Origin of the sequence: Streptomyces sp. NPDC127177, from assembly GCF_042672475.1 — a bacterium.
Taxonomy (GTDB): domain Bacteria; phylum Actinomycetota; class Actinomycetes; order Streptomycetales; family Streptomycetaceae; genus Streptomyces.
This window is the reverse complement of record NZ_JBHXUW010000033.1, coordinates 14343-31427: the sequence shown is the minus strand read 5'-3', so window position 1 is coordinate 31427 and position 17085 is coordinate 14343. Positions and strand designations below refer to the sequence as shown.

Sequence of the window (17085 nt, the reverse complement as noted above, 5' to 3'; positions counted from 1 at the left end):
CGACCATGACCACCGAACCGACGCCCCGCGCCGTCACTGCTCCGGACGATCGAGCCGCCCCGGCCCCGGACGACCTCCTGGAGCCCCTGGCCCTCGTCGTCCGCGGTCACCACGACGACCTCACCGCCGTCGCCGCCCGCCACGGCCTGTCCACCTCCCAGGCGCGTGCGCTGATAGCGCTCAACGAGCCCATGCCGATGAGCGCACTCGCCGCCCACCTGGTCTGCGACGCCTCCAACGCCACCGGCCTCATCAGCCGCATGGAGACCCGCGGCCTGGTCAGCAGGGCCCCCGCCCCCGGCGACCGCCGCTCCAAGGTCGCGAGCCGCACCCCCGAGGGCACCGCACTCGCCCACACGATCCGCGCCGAGATGCGCGCCGTGCACGGCGCGCTCGAAGCACTCACGCCCGAGGAGCGCACAACGCTGCTGCCCCTGCTCAACCGGCTGGGGCAGCTGCTGTACGCGTGATCCGCCCGGCTACGGGGCGGGCGGCGCCTCCGGCCCGCCCTCGCGCCGCTTGAGCTCGTCCTCCCGGCGGCGCAGGTCCGCCTCCCAGTCCTTGAGGAGCGACTCCTCGCTCCGGGCCCCGCCCTGCTTGTCCTCGTCCTTCAGCGACTTGAGGAACTCGGGATTGTCGTCCGGCGCCACCCACTGCCCGCGCCGGCCGGAGAACGCACGGCTCCCCTCGGACACCTCGCGCACCTTGCCCGCGGCCAGCCACACGATCGGGCCGACGATCCAGAACAGCAGGATGATGAAGACCCAGCCGACCTTCGGCAGGTGCTTGACCTCTTCCTCCGGCGTGTTCAGGCAGTCGATGAACGCGAAGATCGTCAGCGCCAGCGGCAGAAGATAGATCAGGGCCCGGAGCATGGTGGAAGAGTCCCCCCGAAGAGAGTTGGCGGGGCATGTGCCCCGACCCGGTGACCGCCCAGGGTAACCGGTGTCAGCTGCGCCCCACGGCGAGCAGGCGCGAACGGGCGGCGAGCAGGTCCGGCTACGGTTCGGCCGCGCGGGCGGCCGCCCGCACGGAGGCGAACACGCGCGAGCCGGCGAGGGATTCCCGGTGCGCAACCGCACCGGCCGACGGCCGAGGTGGGGGAGCCCCGGCAGCCGACGCCGGGGAGGATGCCAAACTGGACGGCATGGCTTACGACGATCTTCGATCCCTCCTCCGGGCTCTGGAGCGCGAGGGCGAGCTCAAGCGCATCAAGGCCGAGGTCGACCCCTACCTGGAGGTCGGTGAGATCGTCGACCGGGTGAACAAGGCCGGCGGGCCCGCGCTGCTCTTCGAGAACGTCAAGGGCTCCTCGATGCCCCTGGCCATGAACGTGTTCGGCACCGACAAGCGGCTCCTCAAGGCGCTCGGGCTGAAGTCCTACGCCGAGATCAGCGACAAGATCGGCGGGCTCCTCAAGCCCGAGCTGCCGCACGGCTTCGTCGGCGTCCGGGAAGCCTTCGGGAAGCTCGGCACGATGGTGCACGTGCCACCGAAGAAGGTGAAGGCCGAGAACGCCCCCGTACAGGAGGTCGTCCTCACCGGCGACGACGTGGACCTGGACCAGCTGCCCGCGCTGTTCACCTGGCCCAAGGACGGCGGCTCGTTCTTCAACCTCGGGCTCACCCACACCAAGCACCCCGAGACCGGAGTGCGGAACCTGGGGCTCTACCGGCTCCAGCGCCACGACCGCCGCACCATCGGGATGCACTGGCAGATCCACAAGGACAGCCGCAACCACTACCAGGTCGCCGCCAGGCGCGGGGAGCGACTGCCCGTCGCCATCGCGTTCGGCGCGCCGCCCGCGGTGACGTACGCCTCCACCGCGCCGCTGCCCGGGGACATCGACGAGTACCTCTTCGCCGGGTTCATCCAGGGCAAGCGCATCGAGATGGTCGACTGCAAGACCGTGCCGCTCCAGGTCCCGGCCAACGCCGAGGTCGTCATCGAAGGATGGCTGGAGCCCGGCGAGACGCTGCCCGAGGGGCCGTTCGGCGACCACACCGGCTTCTACACGCCGCAGGAACCGTTCCCCGCGCTGACGATCGACTGCGTGACGATGCGCAGGCGGCCGCTGCTCCAGTCGATCGTGGTGGGCCGGCCGCCGACCGAGGACGGACCGCTGGGGCGGGCCACCGAGCGGTTCTTCCTGCCGCTGCTCAAGATCATCGTGCCGGACATCGTGGACTACCACCTGCCCGAGTCCGGTGGTTTCCACAACTGTGCGATCGTCTCGATCGACAAGAAGTACCCGAAGCACGCCCAGAAGGTGATGAGTGCCATCTGGGGCGCGCACATGATGTCGCTGACCAAGCTGATCGTCGTGGTGGACTCCGACTGTGACGTCCACGATCTGCACGAGGTGTCCTGGCGCGCGCTCGGCAACACCGACTACGCGCGGGACCTCACGGTCGCCGAGGGGCCCGTCGACCATCTCGACCACGCCTCCTACCAGCAGTTCTGGGGCGGCAAGGCGGGTATCGACGCGACGAAGAAGTTGCCCGAGGAGGGCTACACCCGGGACGGGGGCTGGCCGGACATGGTCGAGTCCGATCCGGAGACGGCGGCGAAGGTCGACCGCCGGTGGAAGGAATACGGACTGTGAGCGCCGCCGAAGCGACTCTGGGCTCCGGCCCCGCGCAACCGAACAGCAGGGTCAAGGCGTTCCTGCGGCTCGTGATGATCGAGCACTCGGTCTTCGCGCTGCCCTTCGCCTTCATCGCCGCGCTGACCGCGATGTTCCAGGACGACGGGTCGATCCACTGGGTGACGCTGCTGCTGGTCACCGTGGCCATGGTCGGTCTGCGGACCTTCGCGATGGCCGCGAACCGGATCATCGACCGGGAGATCGACGCCCGTAACCCGCGTACCGCGGGCCGTGAGCTGGTGACGGGCGCGGTGTCGGTGAGGTCGGCGTGGACGGGGGCGCTCGTCGCCGTCGTCGTCTTCCTCGGTGCGGCGGCCCTGCTGAACCCGCTCTGCCTGGCGCTCGCGCCGCTCGCGGTCGTCCCGATGGTGGTCTATCCGTACGGGAAGCGGTTCACGCACTACCCGCACGCGATCCTGGGGATCGCCCAGGCCATGGGGCCGGTCGGGGCCTGGCTCGCGGTGACCGGGAGCTGGTCGTGGGACGCGGTGATACTGGGTCTGGCCGTCGGTATCTGGATCGGTGGCTTCGACCTGATCTTCGGGTGCCAGGACGTGCAGGCGGACCGGGCCCACGGGGTGCTGTCCGTCCCGGCGCGCTTCGGTATCCCGGCCGCGCTGTGGGGGGCGCGGGTCTGCCACGTGGTGACGACCGGCCTGCTGGTCTGGTTCGGGCTGGCCACCGGGGCGGGGCTCTTCTACTGGATCGGCATGGTGGTCGTCGCGGTGGCCTTCGTGTACGAGCACCGGGTGGTGCGGCCGCACGATCTGTCGCGGCTGGACCGGGCGTTCTTCCAGGTCAACGGGTTCATCGGAATCGCCCTGTTCGCGTGTGCCCTGCTGGATCTGCTGGTGCGGGGCCTGACGGTCTGAGCGGGCGGCTGCCGCCGCGGCGCAGGACGAACGCGGCGACCGCTCCGCCGATCAGGCCGAAGAGGTGGCCCTGCCAGCTGACGCCCGGGTCGGTCGGCAGGACGCCCTGGAGCAGCGAGCCGTACACCACGGCGATGATCAGGCCGACGACCACGTCCAGCGGGCGGCGGTCCACGAAGCCGCGGACCAGCAGGTAGCCGAAGAGACCGAAGACCACGCCCGACGCGCCGAGCGTGTTCGTGTTCTCCGGGGCGATGAGCCAGACGCCGAGGCCGCCGACCACGATCACGGTGAGCACCACACCGGCGAAGCGGCGCAGTCCGCCGAGGGCGGCTATGAAGCCGAGGACCAGCAGCGGGACGCTGTTGGAGGCGACGTGCGGCCAGCCGCTGTGCAGGAAGGCGGCGGGCACGATGTCGAGCAGTTCGCCCGGTTCACGCGGGCTGATGCCGTGACTTTCCAGGCCGTGGCCGGTCGCGAGGTCGATGCCCTCCAGCACCCAGAGCAGCCCGACCCAGCCGAGCATGAGCGCACCGGCCATCAGGGCCCGGGTTCCGGTCCGTGTCTCCATGACGGTCATGACCACACCCCCCTCGTCCCCGGAACGTACGGAGCCCCTGACTCGGTTCCGGGTGGCGGGTGCCGGATAGGCTCGGGTCTGTGGATTCCGGGATTTCAGTGAGTCAGCACCAGCGGCAACCTTGGATTGTCGGGGTTTCGGGCGCTTCGGGCACACCATTCGCCGCCGCGGTGCTGCGCGGTCTGCTGGCCGCGGGGGAGAGCGTCGATCTGGTGGTGAGCCGGGCCTCGCGGCTGACGTTGCTGGACGAGACCGGGATCGCCTTCCGGGACGCGCACTGGCGGGAGGACCTGCGCGGCTGGCTGGCACGGGGTGCGGACGGCAAGCCGCACACCTTCGACGTCGATGTGTCCGGGGTGCGGCACTGGCCGGCCGGTGACCTGGCGGCGGGGCCGTCCTCGGGTTCGTATCCGGCGAAGGGGATGCTGATCGTTCCGGCCTCGACGGCTTGTGTGGCCGGGGTGGCGCTCGGGCTCTCGAAGGACCTGTTGCAGCGGGCCGCGAGCGTGACGCTCAAGGAGCGGCGGAAGCTGGTCGTCGCGGTGCGCGAGACCCCGCTCGGCGGTCAGACGCTGAAGCATCTGGTGACCCTGGACGAGGCGGGCGCGGTCGTGCTGCCCGCCTCTCCGGCGTTCTACGCGGGTGCGACGCACATCCAGGATCTGGTGGATTTCGTCGCGGGGCGGGTGCTGGACGCGGCGGGGGTGCCGCACCGGCTGTACCGCCGCTGGGAGGGAGAGCTCGGTGGCGGCTCCCGTGACTGACCCGGCCGGGGTCAGCGCTTCTTGGCTGCGCGCGGGATGCGGGTCCTGTCGACCCGGTGGGCAGCGGCGGGCTGATGGGCACGCGAGCGGTTGGCCAGGTCCTGCAGCTCGCGCATCCGGGCGTAGGCCATCTCGATCGTGTACACGGTGTTTTCACTCCTGAAGATTCGAAAGCATTTTTTGGATGTTCGGGAAGTTTTACAGGCTCTGACGCCTGCATGCCTTAGATTCTACACGTAGACTCGCGATATTGCTGAATAATGGAAGGTTCCAGTCACATGGACGCGGTGGACAGGCAGCTCATCCAGGCCCTCAGGGAGAACGGCAGGGCCTCGTACGCCGAGCTGGGGCGGCTCGTGGGGCTCTCCGGGCCCAGCGTCACCGACCGCATCAACCGGCTGGAAACCGCCGGTGTCATCACCGGCTACCGCGCCACCGTCGACGCCGCCTCGCTCGGGCTCGGGGTCACCGCGCTGATCGGCATCTCGCTCTCCGACGCCGCCGACCACGAGGACGTCGCGCACCGGCTGAAGGACCTCGCCGAGATCGAGGACGCCTGGTTCATCGCGGGCGACGACTCCTACATGCTCAAGGTGCGCGTCGGCGATGTGGACGGCCTGGAGAAGACCATCCGACGGCTCAGCGGCACCCGGGGCGTCTCGCGGACCCGGACCACGATCGTGCTCTCCACGAAGTGGGAGAACCGCGTCGGCGAGCTGCCCGAGGAGGGCTGACGGGGGGTCCGCCGGCCGCGCCGGACGGGGGAGTACCGTGAGCGAAGTCTGTTACGTAGAGAAATGGGAGGCGCCCTAGTGGACGCGGGACTCAAGCGCGAGCTGGAGCAGAAGGTCCGGGCCGGCGAGCGGCTGACCCGCGAGGACGGGATCGCGCTCTACGAGTCCGACGACCTGGCGTGGCTCGGCGGTCTGGCCCATGAGGTGCGCACGCGCAAGAACGGCGACGTCGTCCACTTCAACGTCAACCGTCACCTCAACATGACCAACGTGTGCACCGCTTCGTGCGCGTACTGCTCGTTCCAGCGCAAGCCGGGCGAGAAGGACGCGTACACGATGCGCATCGAGGAGGCCGTCCGCCTCGCGAAGGCGATGCAGGGCGAGAACCTCACCGAGCTGCACATCGTCAACGGGCTGCACCCCACCCTCCCGTGGCGCTACTACCCGCGTTCGCTGAGCGCGCTGAAGGAAGCGCTGCCCGAGGTCTCCCTCAAGGCGTTCACCGCCACCGAGATCCACCACTTCGAGACCATCTCCGGGCTCTCCGCCTCCGAGATCCTCGACGAGCTCATCGAGGCCGGTCTGGAGTCGCTGACCGGCGGCGGCGCGGAGATCTTCGACTGGGAGGTCCGTCAGCACATCGTCGACCACGCCACCCACTGGGAGGACTGGTCGCGGATCCACCGCCTCGCGCACGAGAAGGGGCTCAAGACCCCGGCGACGATGCTGTACGGGCACATCGAGGAGCCCCGGCACCGCGTCGACCACGTGCTGCGGCTGCGTGAGCTCCAGGACGAGACCGGTGGTTTCCAGGTCTTCATCCCGCTGCGCTACCAGCACGACTTCGTGGACATGAAGGACGGCAAGATCCGCAACAAGCTCCAGGCGCGGACGACGATGGCGACCGGTGCGGAGGCGCTGAAGACCTTCGCGGTCTCCCGGCTGCTCTTCGACAACGTCCCGCACGTCAAGGTGTTCTGGGTGATGCACGGCGTGCAGACCGCCCAGCTCGCGCTCCAGCACGGCGCGGACGACATGGACGGCTCGGTCGTCGAGTACAAGATCACGCACGACGCGGACAACTACGGCACGCCGAACAAGCTCGGCCGTGAGGATCTGCTGGACCTGATCCGTGACGCGGGCTTCCAGCCCGTCGAGCGCAACACCCGGTACGAGATCATCCGTGAGTACCCGGGCCCGGACGCGGAACGGCGCGAGTCGCCGCAGCCCATGCGGGTCTGAACCGGCGCGCGCCCCGCGCGCGCAGTGCTGTAATGCTCCACGAAAGCTCCGGCCGCCGTCCCCGGCCGGAGCTTTCTCGCGTTTCGGACGGGGCTTGAGGGCCGGGCGGGTAATAGTTAATCTGCCCGTATGGCACTTACTTTTGAACTGGACCCCTCATTCGACAGGCCCCTGCGGGACGGTGTCGCCGCACTCTGGGCCGATGTGTCCAACGCCGGCGGCGCGGTGGGCTTCGTCCCGCCCGTCTCGGTCGAGGACGTCCGGCCCGATCTGGTCAAGCACCTCACCGCCATCGCCGAGGGCCGCACCCGGCTCCTCGTCGGCTACGACGACGAGGGCGCCGTCGCCGCCACGGCCTTCCTCACCCTCAACACGCACCGGCTGATGGCGCACTGGATCTGGGCCTACACGGTGATGGTGCACCCCCGCCACCAGGGCCGCGGATACGGACGCGCCCTGATGGCGGCGGCCGCCGACGCCGCGCGGACCATCGACGGCGTGGAGGCCATCCGGCTCACCTGCCGCGGCGGCACGGGCGCCGACCGCTTCTACGCCTCCTGCGGGTACAAGGAGGTCGGGCGGGTGCCGGGCGCGATCCGGGTGGCCGACGGGGACGACCGCGACGACATCATCATGCTGCTGCCGCTCCACTGAGAACGGCCGGCCGGGCTCGCCGCCCGGCGCTTGCCGGAGCCCTCCGAACTGATCGATTGTGGGGCATGCTTCACTGGACGGGCAGGACTGTCACGTAGAGAGAAGGCGAGCTGTGTCCGCTGCAAAGCCGAGCGCAACGATCCGGTACACCGCGATGCGTCTGAGTATCTTCGTCGGCTGCTTCGCGCTCGCCGCCGTGGCTGTGAACTTCGGGCTGCTGCCGTCCGGTGCGGGCGGCTCGAACATCATCTGGGTCGTCCTGCTCGCCCTCGTGCTGTCGGCGCCCCTCAGTTACGTCCTGCTGCGCAAGCAGCGTGACGAGATGTCCGAGCAGATCATCTCCACGGTCGACCGGACCAAGGCCCGCCTCGAGGCGAACCGGACCCGCGAGGACAGCGTCACCCAGTAGTTCACTCCGTAAGGGAAATGTAAGCTCCCTCACACTCACCCCAATTCTTCTCGAAACCCCAGCGCCGGAGCCAACGCTCCCGTACTGGGGTTTTCGTGCTCCCAGGGCCCGTTGGCGATCTCCACCCGCGATGCGGGGCCGTTCCGGGGCCGGTTCGAGCCCAAAGAAGACCTTTGAGCTTCTCAAAGTTCAAGTGTTAACGTGTTCGACATGAAGACAGCTGTGCGCCTCAACCCTGCCGCGAGCATCCCGCTCGTGGAGCGCCTGCATGTCGATCTCTGCCGCTGTATGTCCGCGGTCTGTTGCCGCATCGTCTGAACGGCATCATGCAGCGGCGCCGTCCCCGACACGGGCGCCGCACCCCCGTCCCCCGCAACGCACACCGTCCCCGTGCGTCCCGATGCGTCACATCTGGAGTGTGTCCGTGTCCGCGAACCCCGCGTCCGCCACCACCGAAGAGCCCTCCGGCTCCGGTTTCCGCATACCCAAGGTCCCGTTCTGGGCCCAGATCGTCGCCGGCCTCGTACTCGGTGTGCTGCTGGGCTGGCTCGCCCGCAGCCAGGACATCAACTGGCTCTACACCACGCTCGACAAGGTCGGCCACATCTTCGTCCAGCTGCTGAAGCTGGCCGTCGCGCCCCTCGTCTTCTTCGCGATCCTGGTGTCGATCACCAATCTGCGCAAGGTCAACAACGCCGCCCGGCTGGCCGGCCGCACCGTCCTCTGGTTCATGATCACCTCACTGATCGCGGTCGCCATCGGCCTCGCGATCGGCCTGATCACCAACCCGGGCTCCGGCACCGGCCTCACCCCGAAGGACGGCCAGGCCCCCGAGCACGCCGGCTCCTGGCTCGACTTCCTGACGGGCATCATCCCGGAGAACGTGATCACACCGTTCACCGAGCTGAACGTCCTCCAGATCGTCTTCATGGCCGCCGTCGCCGGTATCGCCGCACTTCAGCTCGGTGAGAAGGCCCAGCCGATCCTCAACCTCAGCGAAGCCATCCTGGAGCTCCTCCAGAAGGCCCTGTGGTGGGTCATCCGCCTCGCCCCCATCGGCACGATCGGCCTCATCGGCTACGCCATCGCCGACTACGGCTGGGACCTGATCGGCAAGTACGCGACGTTCACCGCCGACGTCTACATCGGCTGCGCCCTGGTGATGTTCGGCGTCTACCCGCTGCTCCTCGCCACGGTCGCCAAGGTCAGCCCGCTGCAGTTCTTCAAGGGCGCCTGGCCCGCGATCCAGCTGGGCTTCGTCTCGCGCTCCTCGGTCGGCACCATGCCGGTCACCCAGCAGGTCACCGAGCGCCTCGGCGTTCCGAAGGAGTACGCCTCCTTCTCGGTCCCGTTCGGTGCGACGACCAAGATGGACGGCTGCGCCGCGATCTACCCGGCGCTGGCCGCGATCTTCATCGCGCAGATCTTCGACGTCCAGCTGGGTGTCGGTGACTACATCCTGATCGCGTTCGTCTCGGTGATCGGTTCGGCGGCCACCGCCGGCCTCACCGGCGCCACGGTCATGCTGACCCTGACGCTGTCGACGCTGGGCCTCCCGCTGGAGGGCGTCGGCCTGCTGATGGCCATCGACCCGATCCTGGACATGATGAGGACGGCCACGAACGTCGCGGGCCAGGCTCTGGTCCCGGTGATCGTCGCGGCCCGCGAGAAGATCCTCGACCACGACGCGTACAACTCGGCCTCGTCCTCCCCGGTCGACGACGCCGAGGTGCGCGACACCGAGTCGGACCGGGTGCCGGTTCCGGCCTGATCCCACCCCGGCTCTGCGCGACATCCACGTGGGCCCCTTCTCCGATGCGGAGGAGGGGCCCACGTGCGTGCGCGGCCGGGCCGGCGGCACCGGGCGGGGGATCCGGCCAGGGGGCCGGCCGGGAGCCCGGTGCGTACGACGCGATCCGGGCCCGCGCCGTAGTCTTACCGGGGAGTGGCGCACGGGGGTGGGAGGAAGTCGACGTGGGTGCTGTGAAGAGCAAACGGATGCCGCGCGCGGTGCGTGAGCAGCAGATGATGGATGCCGCAGTACGGACGTTCGGGCAGCGCGGGTTCCGGGCGGCCTCGATGGACGAGATCGCCGAGCTGGCCGGGGTGTCGAAGCCGCTGGTCTACCTCTACCTGAATTCCAAGGACGAGCTCTTCTCCGCCTGCATCAGGCGTGAGGCGAAAGCGCTGGTCGAGGCGGTACAGGCGGGCGCCGATCCGGGTTTGCCCGCCGACCGGCAACTGTGGGCCGGGCTGCGGGCGTTCTTCACGCACACGGCGGAGAACCCGGACGGCTGGGCGGTGTTGTACCGGCAGGCGCGCACGCACGGGGAGCCGTTCGCCACCGAGGTGAACGTGATGCGTGAGGAGATCGTTGCGTTCGTGACGGGTCTGATCGGGGCCGCGGCGCGCGAGGTGCACCGTGATCCGGCGCTTCCCGACCACGATGTGGCGGGGCTGGCACAGGCGTTGGTGGGCGCCGCGGAGTCGCTCGCCGGCTGGGCGAACGAGACTCCGGGCGTCTCGGCCAAGGAGGCCGCGGCCACCTTGATGAACTTCTCCTGGGCGGGCCTGGAGAACCTTATGAACGGCCGTCCCTGGCAGCCGCGGGGTCAGTCCGGGCGCGCGTAGCGTCCGATGGGGCCGATCCGGGCGGATGGCCCCGGCCTCAGGCGAGACCCGTGATGGTCACGGCCACGCGTACGGCGGCGGCCTCCGCCGGGACCACCGTGGCCAGGCAGGATTCGACGGCCTTGCGGGTGGCCCTGGCGACGTCCAGCGCGCGGGCCTCGCGGCGGGCGACGATCTGGATGTCGATCTGCCGGGGCGAGGCGCCGCTTCCCCGGCTGAGCCGCACGCCCGAGTGGTGCGCGGCGGTTGTGGGCCGTGCGACGGGCGGCAGCGCCGAGCGCAGCAGCTGTGCCACTCCCGGTCTGAGGAATGCCACTCCTTCGACGCCCTCCACGGCTCGGGCGACCTGCTCCGTCAGTGCGGTCCGTGCCGGGTCGCGGGTCATCGGGTGCCTCCTTCCCCGGTGGAACGGTCGGTGGGTTCGCGCAGGTCGGTGATGCGGATGTCGATCTCCGTGATGTCGAGGCCCAGTTGCCTGTCCACCGTCTCCAGGACCCGCAGGCGGACCTCTTCGGCGAGTTCCCGCAGATCGGCCGTGACGGGTGCGTGGATGTCCAGGGCCACGGCGACCCGGGCCGGGCCGGGCCGGTCCGGAGCGATCCGGCAGGAGCCCGCACGTACCCCGGTGACCGTCTCGGCGGCGGCGCGTACGGTGCGGGCGGCGACCGCCTCCATGATCCAGATGTCCTCGTCGGGTTCGCCCAGCGGGAGCGGTCGCCCCGGCCGCAGTTCGAGCCGTACGACGTCCATCACGCGCTGGGTCAGCGGAGCGGCGTCGTAGGCCTCCGCGGCATCGGTCTCCTCGCGCAGGTCCCGGACCGCGGCTTCGAGACCCTCCAGCTCGTCCGTGGCCCGCCGGCAGTGGGGGCAGTCGTCGAGGTGCGGGTCGGGAGCCTGCTGCTCCCAGGTGTCGTAGAGATCGCAGAGGAGGCGTCCGCAGGGCAGCCGTTCGTCCTCCGGGCCGTCGGCGCGTGCGTGGCCGGGAGGGTCGGTGTGGGTGGTCATCGCCAGGCCCCCAGTTCCTGTGTCAGGCAGCGTCGTGCTCGGAAGATACGCGCTCGGACAGCCTCCTGGCTGATGCCGACCGCGGCCGCGATGAATTCGTAGGACTGACCGTCCAGTTCTCTCAGCACCCAGCAGGTGCGCTGTTCGGGCGAGAGCGAGGAGAGCGCGGTCCGGAGCTCCCCGACGGCGGCCCGCGACTCGGCGATCCGGGTCGGCGAGACGGCGTGGTCGGGCGCCGGCACCTCGTCCGCCGCCTCCAGCGGTGCGTCCGGTCGCCGGCCGCGCAGGACGTTGAGGCAGCGGTTGGTCACGATCCGGTACATCCAGGTGCGGAAGGACGACTCGTGCCGGAAGCCGGGCAGTTTGCGCCAGGCGGTGATGAGTGCGTCCTGCACGGCGTCCTCGGCCTCCGGCGCGTTGCCCAGGAGCCGCGTGGCCAGACGGATCAGCGTCGGCGCGTGGCGGCGGACGAGGACCGCAAAGGCTTCCTCGTCACCCTCTGCGGCACGCACGGTCAGCAGTCCGTCGTCGCTGTCGGCCGGCGGGTCGTCGGTCGCTGGTGCGGCGTGTCTGCGGGGCCCCGGCACAGGGCGGCTCCTCTCGTCGGTTCTCTGTGGGTTGGACACAAAAACTCCGGTCCTGTGACGCGTGCCTTGATGACACGGGCGCTGATTGCGCGTGCCTCGGTTACGAGCGGGACCGGTGGACGGATGCGGCCCGCCCGGTGCCGGTGGGGCCGCGAAAAGAATCTCCCCGAATCCGCGTCACGGATGCCTCCCGTCGGGGTCTGTCGGTATGAGAGCACTTCGCAGAGCTTGCAGAGAGGACTTCCTCATGACCACGCAGACGGCACCAGTAGCCGAGAACGCATCCGCCGCCCGGCCGGTGAAGGCCCCCCAGGGGACGACTGCCCTCGCGGGTGGCGCCGTGGGCGCGGACGAGCCGGCCGCGACGCGGGGCAGGACATCGATCGCCGATGTCGTCGTGGTGAAGATCGCGGGCATGGCGGCGCGGGAGATCCCGGGTGTCCACGACATGGGCGGCGGCCTGTCGCGCACGCTCGGCGCGGTCCGCGACCGGGTGCCCGGCGGCCGCCCCAACGTCGGCCGCGGTGTGAAGGTCGAGGTGGGGGAGCGGCAGACCGCGATCGATGTCGACCTGGTCGTCGAGTACGGCGTGGCCATCACGGATGTGGCGCGTGACGTGCGCGAGAACGTCATCGCGGCCGTGGAGCGGATCACCGGTCTGGAGGTCGTGGAGGTCAACGTCACCGTCAACGACGTGCACCTGCCCGAGGACGACGAGGCCGGCCCGGCCGACTCCCGGGTGGAGTGACTCAGGGGCCGCACCATGATCCACCGGACGAGGCGCGGCCCGCCCGACGCGGCGTGGCCCACCGGACGAAGCGTGATCCACCGAACGATGAGTGATCCACCGGCCGTTGCGGGACGAGGGCACGGCCGTCCGCCGCATGATCCGTCGCATGAGAGGTGAGCAGGATGAGCAGAGCAGCCGCCGGAACGGTCGCGGGCATGGCCCTGGCGTTCGCCGCCTGGTTCGGCGGCTTCGGGGCGTTCCTGCTCGTGGCCGCACTCGGCTCGGTCGGTTACGGGGTGGGCCGCTGGCTCGACAACGGCGGCAGCCAGGAGGAACTGCGCGAGCTGTTCGAACGGGGGCGCCGGTGAGCACCCCGGCGCAGCGGGGGACGACGACCGTCTCGGACCGGGCGGTGCGCAGGATCGTGGAGCGGGCGGCGGCGGAAGCCCTGCCCGGGGACACCGCGGGAGCCACGGCGCGGGGCTCGGTGGCGGTGCGTGGGCAGCGGGCGCGGGTGCGGATCGGAGTCGCCGTGGCCTATCCGGCGCCGTTGGCCGACACCGTGCGCCGGGTCCAGGAGCACGTCACCGAGCGCACGCGCGGGCTCGCGGGGCTCGATGTGACCAGGGCCGAAGTCCGGGTCGACAGGCTCACTCTGCGGGCCGTGCCGGTACCGGTCGCGCAGCCGGAGGAGCGGCCTGCGCGCCGAAGTGTGCGCCGCTTCCGGTCGTCGCGCCGGGTGCCGGTGGCCGTGCTCCTGCTGGCGGCCGTCGTCGGCTGCGGCGCCGTGGGCCTCGACGTGGTCCGGGTGCACGTCCGGGACCGGCCGGCCGCCGGGTGGCGCACCGGTGCGGTGGACTGGCTGTCGGGGCACGGGCCGGGGGATGTGCCCGTGGTCCTGGGCGGTGCCGCCCTGGCCCTGCTCGGTGTGTGGCTGGTGGTCCTGGCCGTTGCTCCCGGGCAGCGGCGGCTGTTGACCCTTGCCGCGCCGGCCTCGTACCCGGAAGCGGCCGTCGACCGCTCGGTGGTCCTGGCGCTGGTGCACGGTGCGGTGAGCGGCGTTGCCGGGACGGGCCGGGTGCGGGTGCGGGTGCGGCGCCGGAGTGTCAGGGTCCGGGCGGGGCTGGCCTTCGGTGATGCGGCGGCGGTGCGGAAGGACGTCGATGTGGCTGCCCGCCGGGCGCTGACCGGCTGTCTGCTGGGCCGCGCTCCGCGACTGCGTGTCCGGGTGCGGCCGGAGCCGGTCTGGCACCCTCCCGAGCCTGATGCTTCCGGGCGTGGTGCCTCCGAGCCCGATGCCGCCGGGCCTGGTGCTCGTGAGCCGGATGTTTCCGAGCCGCCTGCGGCCGGTGTTCCCGAGGCGCCTGCCGCCGGGCCCTCCGGGGCGGCACCACTCGGGCAGCCGACGACGGGAGACGCGTGATGGACCGGCGCTCGGCCCTCAACCGGATCGTGCTGGGCGTGACGGGGCTTGCCCTGCTGGCGGGCGGCGGCTGGCTGGCGGGCACCGGCCGGTCCGTCGGTTCCCGGCTGCCGGGCCGGTGGCCCGTGGCGGAGCCGGGCAGTGTCCTGCTGGACCGGGAAGGGCTTGCCGGACTGCGCACGCACGGCTGGTGGCTGCCCGCCGTCATCGTCTGTTCGCTGGTGCCGGTCCTGCTGCTCGTACGGTGGTGCGCCGGCCGGGTCCGAGGCGGCGGGCGGTCCTTCCTGAACCTTCCCTCCGCAGGCGGCGCGGTGCGTTCGGGGGCGCTGGCCGACGTCCTGGCCCGGCGGACGGCCTCGCTCGCCGGGGTGTCCCGTTGCCGGGTGGACGTCAGGGCGCGGCGCGCCCGCCTTCATGTCCGCACCCGCGTCTGGCTCGCCCCCGACACGGACCCGGCGGAGGTTCTCGCCCCGCTCGCCGCTCTGCGCACCGAGGCGGCGGAGTCGGCCGCGCCGTACCGGGTCGTCAACCGGGTCCGGATCAGCGCCCGTTCCCCTCGGCGGGCGCGGGTCCGCTGAGGGACTCCCCCGGCGAGGGGGCGGGCGCTGTCGTCCCCGTGAGGTGGACGCGGGCGTCGTCGCCGGCGCCGTCGCGGAGCTGGAAGCGGGTGCCGTCGGCCGCGTAGGTGACGGTGCCCGGCAGCAGGACGGGCGCCTTGAAGTCGGCCCGCACGGTGTGGGCGGGGTGCGGCTGCGGTGCCTCGGCGAGGCAGCGGGCCACCGTCCACATGCCGTGCGCGATGGCCCTCGGGAAGCCGAACAGCCTGGCCGTCAGCGGGTACAGGTGGATCGGGTTGCGGTCGCCCGACGCGGCTCCGTAGCGCCGCCCCAGGTCGGCCGGCAGCCGCCACTCGGCGACGGCCGGGAGTACGGGTTCCGGTTCGGGGGCCGGGGGAGCCGGGGGAACCGGCGCCGTACCGATGCGTGGGGCGTGGCGGGAGAGGTAGCCGCTGCGGGACTCCCACACCAACTCGCCGGAGAGTCGCGCCTCGGTGACCACGGTGACCTCGGTGCCGCGCCGGTGCGGCACCAACCGGTCCGCGTACACCGTGAGTTCGAGGTGGTCCGACGGGCTGAGCGCCCGGTGCGCGGTGATCTCGATCCAGGTGTGGACGAGTCCGGTGACCGGCAGCGGGAAGCTCCACCGGGTCATCAGCCGCATGGCCAGCGGGAAGGCCAGGACGTGCGGGTAGGTGACCGGCAGGGTGTCCGGTCCGGTGAAGCCGCAGATGTCGCGGTACGCGGCCAGTGGACCGGCGGCGAGGGGTGCGGCCGGGCGGGTGGGGCGGTCGGCCGGCAGCACGGCACCGGGCCGGCCGGCCTTCTTGAACGGGGAGGTGGCGGCTCCGCGCAGCAGGGAGAGGATCAGGCTCGGCACCGGCTCACGCTCCCAGCAGGCTCTGGCCGCAGACCCGGACGATCTGGCCGTTGACGGCGCTGGAGGCGGGCTGGGCGAACCAGGCGGTCGTCTCGGCGACATCGACGGGGAGGCCGCCCTGGGAGAGGGAGTTCATCCGGCGGCCCGCCTCGCGGATGAAGAGCGGGACGGCCGCGGTCATCTTCGTCTCGATGAAGCCGGGGGCGACCGCGTTGACCGTGACGCCGTGGTCGGCGGCGGCGCGCGGGGCGAGCGAGCGGACCAGGCCGATGATGCCGGCCTTGCTGGCCGCGTAGTTGGTCTGGCCGTTGTTGCCGGCGATGCCCGCGATGGAGGCGGTGGTGACGATCCGGCCGCCGCGGTTGACGGTGCCGTTCTTCAGCAGTGCGTCGGTGGTGCGCAGGACGCTGTCGAGGTTGACGTCGATGACCGAGGACCAGCGGTCGGCGGCCATGTTGGCGAGCCGCCGGTCGCGGGTGATGCCGGCGTTGTGGACGAGGATGTCGAGGCCGTCCGGGGCGGCGGCGGCGATCCGGGTGGCCGCGTCGTCCGCCGTGATGTCCAGCGGGAGGGCGGTGGCGCCGAGCCGGTCGGCGGTGCGCACCAGGTCCTCCTTGGCCTGCGGGATGTCCAGGCAGATGACGTGCGCGCCGTCCCGGGCCAGTACCTGGGCGACCGATGCGCCGATGCCCCGGGCCGCGCCGGTGACCAGCGCGGTGTGCCCGGCGAGCGGGGCGGCCCAGTCGGCGACCGGGTCGGGAAGGGCCGATGTGACCTCGATGACCTGGCCGCTGATGTATGCGGACCGGGGGGAGAGCAGGAAGCGCAGGGTGGATTCGGCGCCCGCGACGGCTCCGGGGGCCAGCCGCAGCAGCTGTACGGTGGCGCCCTTGCCGATCTCCTTGCCGAGTGAGCGCACGAAGCCTTCGAGGGCCTGCTGGGCTGCGGCCTGGTGGTGGTCGTCCGGGGAGGGGCGCACGCCGAGGACGACGACGCGGCCGCCCGGTGCGAGCGAGCGGACGACGGGGTGCAGGGCGGCGTGCACGTCGCCGAGTCCGGCGGCGGTGTCGACGGCGGTGGCGTCCAGGACGATGGCGGCGGGCCGGTCCGCGCTCGCGGTGACCTCCAGGCCGGTCGCGGTGAGGATCGCGCCGATCCGTTCCGTGACGGTGGAGTCCCCGGCGGTGAGGTGGAGCACCGGGCCGGTCAGCGACTGGGTCTCCAGTGACCAACGGCGCAGCGGCGCGGGCTGCGGCAGGCCGATCCTGCGGGTCAGAAATCGGCCGGTTGCCGTGCCGGTGAAATGCAGATAGCGGTCGGCCATTGTCCAGACTCCCTGCTCGGTCGTAGATTTACTCCAGAGTAAGGTT

General features: G+C 71.1%; 22 protein-coding genes. 14 read left to right on the top strand and 8 right to left on the bottom strand.

The features are described 5' to 3' along the window. Positions 1-5: 5 nt before the first annotated feature. Positions 6-470: a MarR family winged helix-turn-helix transcriptional regulator gene (locus tag ACFVJX_RS21010; protein ID WP_384131207.1), complete on the top strand. Its 465-nt coding sequence runs from the start codon at positions 6-8 to the stop codon at positions 468-470. A 9-nt stretch (positions 471-479) separates the two neighbouring features. Here the strand turns inward: ACFVJX_RS21010 and ACFVJX_RS21005 are convergent, their stop codons facing one another. Then, entirely contained in the window at positions 480-875 is a 396-nt protein-coding gene (locus ACFVJX_RS21005; protein WP_384131204.1) for a PLD nuclease N-terminal domain-containing protein, read from the bottom strand. A gap of 272 nt (positions 876-1147) precedes the next feature. Between ACFVJX_RS21005 and ACFVJX_RS21000 the strand changes: the two genes are divergently transcribed. Both ACFVJX_RS21000 and mqnP read left to right on the top strand, forming a co-directional pair. Continuing rightward, positions 1148-2605: a menaquinone biosynthesis decarboxylase gene (locus tag ACFVJX_RS21000; protein WP_384131201.1), complete on the top strand. Its 1458-nt coding sequence runs from the start codon at positions 1148-1150 to the stop codon at positions 2603-2605. After that, positions 2602-3519, top strand: coding sequence for a menaquinone biosynthesis prenyltransferase MqnP (mqnP, locus tag ACFVJX_RS20995; protein WP_384131199.1), 918 nt, complete (start codon positions 2602-2604; stop codon positions 3517-3519). Before ACFVJX_RS21000 ends, mqnP begins: the two co-directional genes overlap by 4 nt. Here the strand turns inward: mqnP and ACFVJX_RS20990 are convergent. Beyond that, positions 3455-4099 carry a rhomboid family intramembrane serine protease gene (locus ACFVJX_RS20990; RefSeq protein WP_384131197.1) on the bottom strand — a complete coding sequence of 215 codons (645 nt, stop codon included), beginning with the start codon at positions 4097-4099 and terminating at the stop codon, positions 3455-3457. The genes mqnP and ACFVJX_RS20990 overlap by 65 nt on opposite strands. Positions 4100-4197: 98 nt before the next feature. Here ACFVJX_RS20990 and ACFVJX_RS20985 point away from each other — a divergent pair, with 98 nt between their 5' ends. Next, complete coding sequence (locus ACFVJX_RS20985; protein ID WP_384131195.1) at positions 4198-4863, top strand: UbiX family flavin prenyltransferase; 666 nt, start codon at positions 4198-4200, stop codon at positions 4861-4863. A gap of 11 nt (positions 4864-4874) precedes the next feature. On the opposite strand, the gene ACFVJX_RS20980 is transcribed toward ACFVJX_RS20985, so the two are convergent. After that, the gene (locus ACFVJX_RS20980; RefSeq protein WP_384131192.1) at positions 4875-5009 is read right to left on the bottom strand and encodes a hypothetical protein; all 135 of its coding nucleotides are present in this window, start codon (positions 5007-5009) and stop codon (positions 4875-4877) included. A 132-nt stretch (positions 5010-5141) separates the two neighbouring features. Between ACFVJX_RS20980 and ACFVJX_RS20975 the strand changes: the two genes are divergently transcribed. The 6 genes from ACFVJX_RS20975 to ACFVJX_RS20950 all read left to right on the top strand — a co-directional run bounded on the left by ACFVJX_RS20975 (position 5142) and on the right by ACFVJX_RS20950 (position 10533). Continuing rightward, positions 5142-5597: an Lrp/AsnC family transcriptional regulator gene (locus ACFVJX_RS20975; protein ID WP_363027324.1), complete on the top strand. Its 456-nt coding sequence runs from the start codon at positions 5142-5144 to the stop codon at positions 5595-5597. A 78-nt stretch (positions 5598-5675) separates the two neighbouring features. Beyond that, positions 5676-6839: an aminofutalosine synthase MqnE gene (gene mqnE, locus ACFVJX_RS20970; protein ID WP_384131292.1), complete on the top strand. Its 1164-nt coding sequence runs from the start codon at positions 5676-5678 to the stop codon at positions 6837-6839. A 129-nt stretch (positions 6840-6968) separates the two neighbouring features. Further along, positions 6969-7493 (top strand): GNAT family N-acetyltransferase, encoded by a 525-nt coding sequence (locus tag ACFVJX_RS20965; RefSeq protein WP_384131189.1) that lies wholly within the window; start codon positions 6969-6971, stop codon positions 7491-7493. Between the two features lie 154 nt (positions 7494-7647). Next, a complete protein-coding gene (locus ACFVJX_RS20960) occupies positions 7648-7902 on the top strand; it encodes a DUF4229 domain-containing protein (protein ID WP_384131186.1) in 255 nt (84 codons plus the stop codon). Between the two features lie 424 nt (positions 7903-8326). Next, complete coding sequence (locus tag ACFVJX_RS20955; protein WP_384131183.1) at positions 8327-9673, top strand: dicarboxylate/amino acid:cation symporter; 1347 nt, start codon at positions 8327-8329, stop codon at positions 9671-9673. Positions 9674-9900: 227 nt separating this feature from the next. Beyond that, entirely contained in the window at positions 9901-10533 is a 633-nt protein-coding gene (locus tag ACFVJX_RS20950) for a TetR/AcrR family transcriptional regulator (RefSeq protein ID WP_384131289.1), read from the top strand. Between the two features lie 37 nt (positions 10534-10570). Here ACFVJX_RS20950 and ACFVJX_RS20945 read toward each other — a convergent pair whose 3' ends face one another. The 3 genes from ACFVJX_RS20945 to ACFVJX_RS20935 are packed head-to-tail and all read right to left on the bottom strand — an operon-like array spanning position 10571 to position 12125. Then, positions 10571-10918, bottom strand: coding sequence for a hypothetical protein (locus tag ACFVJX_RS20945; RefSeq protein WP_384131180.1), 348 nt, complete (start codon positions 10916-10918; stop codon positions 10571-10573). Further along, positions 10915-11538 (bottom strand): Asp23/Gls24 family envelope stress response protein, encoded by a 624-nt coding sequence (locus ACFVJX_RS20940; RefSeq protein WP_384131177.1) that lies wholly within the window; start codon positions 11536-11538, stop codon positions 10915-10917. The genes ACFVJX_RS20945 and ACFVJX_RS20940 overlap by 4 nt, the downstream gene beginning before the upstream one ends. Beyond that, on the bottom strand, positions 11535-12125 hold the full coding sequence (locus ACFVJX_RS20935; RefSeq protein WP_384131175.1) for an RNA polymerase sigma factor: 591 nt from the start codon (positions 12123-12125) through the stop codon (positions 11535-11537). Before ACFVJX_RS20935 ends, ACFVJX_RS20940 begins: the two co-directional genes overlap by 4 nt. Positions 12126-12372: 247 nt before the next feature. Here ACFVJX_RS20935 and ACFVJX_RS20930 point away from each other — a divergent pair, with 247 nt between their 5' ends. The 4 genes from ACFVJX_RS20930 (at position 12373) to ACFVJX_RS20915 (ending at position 14856) form a co-directional block, all read left to right on the top strand. Beyond that, positions 12373-12873: an Asp23/Gls24 family envelope stress response protein gene (locus ACFVJX_RS20930; RefSeq protein WP_384131172.1), complete on the top strand. Its 501-nt coding sequence runs from the start codon at positions 12373-12375 to the stop codon at positions 12871-12873. A gap of 164 nt (positions 12874-13037) precedes the next feature. Further along, complete coding sequence (locus ACFVJX_RS20925) at positions 13038-13223, top strand: hypothetical protein (RefSeq protein ID WP_384131170.1); 186 nt, start codon at positions 13038-13040, stop codon at positions 13221-13223. Then, entirely contained in the window at positions 13220-14278 is a 1059-nt protein-coding gene (locus tag ACFVJX_RS20920) for a DUF6286 domain-containing Asp23/Gls24 family envelope stress response protein (RefSeq protein WP_384131167.1), read from the top strand. The genes ACFVJX_RS20925 and ACFVJX_RS20920 overlap by 4 nt, the downstream gene beginning before the upstream one ends. Next, positions 14278-14856 (top strand): hypothetical protein, encoded by a 579-nt coding sequence (locus ACFVJX_RS20915; RefSeq protein WP_384131165.1) that lies wholly within the window; start codon positions 14278-14280, stop codon positions 14854-14856. The genes ACFVJX_RS20920 and ACFVJX_RS20915 overlap by 1 nt, the downstream gene beginning before the upstream one ends. On the opposite strand, the gene ACFVJX_RS20910 is transcribed toward ACFVJX_RS20915, so the two are convergent. Further along, complete coding sequence (locus tag ACFVJX_RS20910) at positions 14819-15715, bottom strand: MaoC family dehydratase (RefSeq protein ID WP_384131163.1); 897 nt, start codon at positions 15713-15715, stop codon at positions 14819-14821. The genes ACFVJX_RS20915 and ACFVJX_RS20910 overlap by 38 nt on opposite strands. A gap of 4 nt (positions 15716-15719) precedes the next feature. Beyond that, entirely contained in the window at positions 15720-17039 is a 1320-nt protein-coding gene (locus ACFVJX_RS20905) for a 3-oxoacyl-ACP reductase (RefSeq protein WP_384131161.1), read from the bottom strand. Between the last annotated feature and the right edge of the window lie 46 nt (positions 17040-17085).

Coding starts and splice junctions, on each gene's coding strand:
- ACFVJX_RS20965 (WP_384131189.1), top strand. CDS start 6,969: ATGGCACTTACTTTTGAACTGGACCCCTCATTCGACAGGCCCCTGCGG.
- ACFVJX_RS20990 (WP_384131197.1), bottom strand. CDS start 4,099: ATGACCGTCATGGAGACACGGACCGGAACCCGGGCCCTGATGGCCGGT.
- ACFVJX_RS21010 (WP_384131207.1), top strand. CDS start 6: ATGACCACCGAACCGACGCCCCGCGCCGTCACTGCTCCGGACGATCGA.
- ACFVJX_RS20905 (WP_384131161.1), bottom strand. CDS start 17,039: ATGGCCGACCGCTATCTGCATTTCACCGGCACGGCAACCGGCCGATTT.
- ACFVJX_RS21000 (WP_384131201.1), top strand. CDS start 1,148: ATGGCTTACGACGATCTTCGATCCCTCCTCCGGGCTCTGGAGCGCGAG.
- ACFVJX_RS21005 (WP_384131204.1), bottom strand. CDS start 875: ATGCTCCGGGCCCTGATCTATCTTCTGCCGCTGGCGCTGACGATCTTC.
- ACFVJX_RS20940 (WP_384131177.1), bottom strand. CDS start 11,538: ATGACCACCCACACCGACCCTCCCGGCCACGCACGCGCCGACGGCCCG.
- ACFVJX_RS20915 (WP_384131165.1), top strand. CDS start 14,278: ATGGACCGGCGCTCGGCCCTCAACCGGATCGTGCTGGGCGTGACGGGG.
- ACFVJX_RS20945 (WP_384131180.1), bottom strand. CDS start 10,918: ATGACCCGCGACCCGGCACGGACCGCACTGACGGAGCAGGTCGCCCGA.
- ACFVJX_RS20925 (WP_384131170.1), top strand. CDS start 13,038: ATGAGCAGAGCAGCCGCCGGAACGGTCGCGGGCATGGCCCTGGCGTTC.
- ACFVJX_RS20930 (WP_384131172.1), top strand. CDS start 12,373: ATGACCACGCAGACGGCACCAGTAGCCGAGAACGCATCCGCCGCCCGG.
- ACFVJX_RS20975 (WP_363027324.1), top strand. CDS start 5,142: ATGGACGCGGTGGACAGGCAGCTCATCCAGGCCCTCAGGGAGAACGGC.
- ACFVJX_RS20950 (WP_384131289.1), top strand. CDS start 9,901: ATGCCGCGCGCGGTGCGTGAGCAGCAGATGATGGATGCCGCAGTACGG.
- ACFVJX_RS20960 (WP_384131186.1), top strand. CDS start 7,648: ATGCGTCTGAGTATCTTCGTCGGCTGCTTCGCGCTCGCCGCCGTGGCT.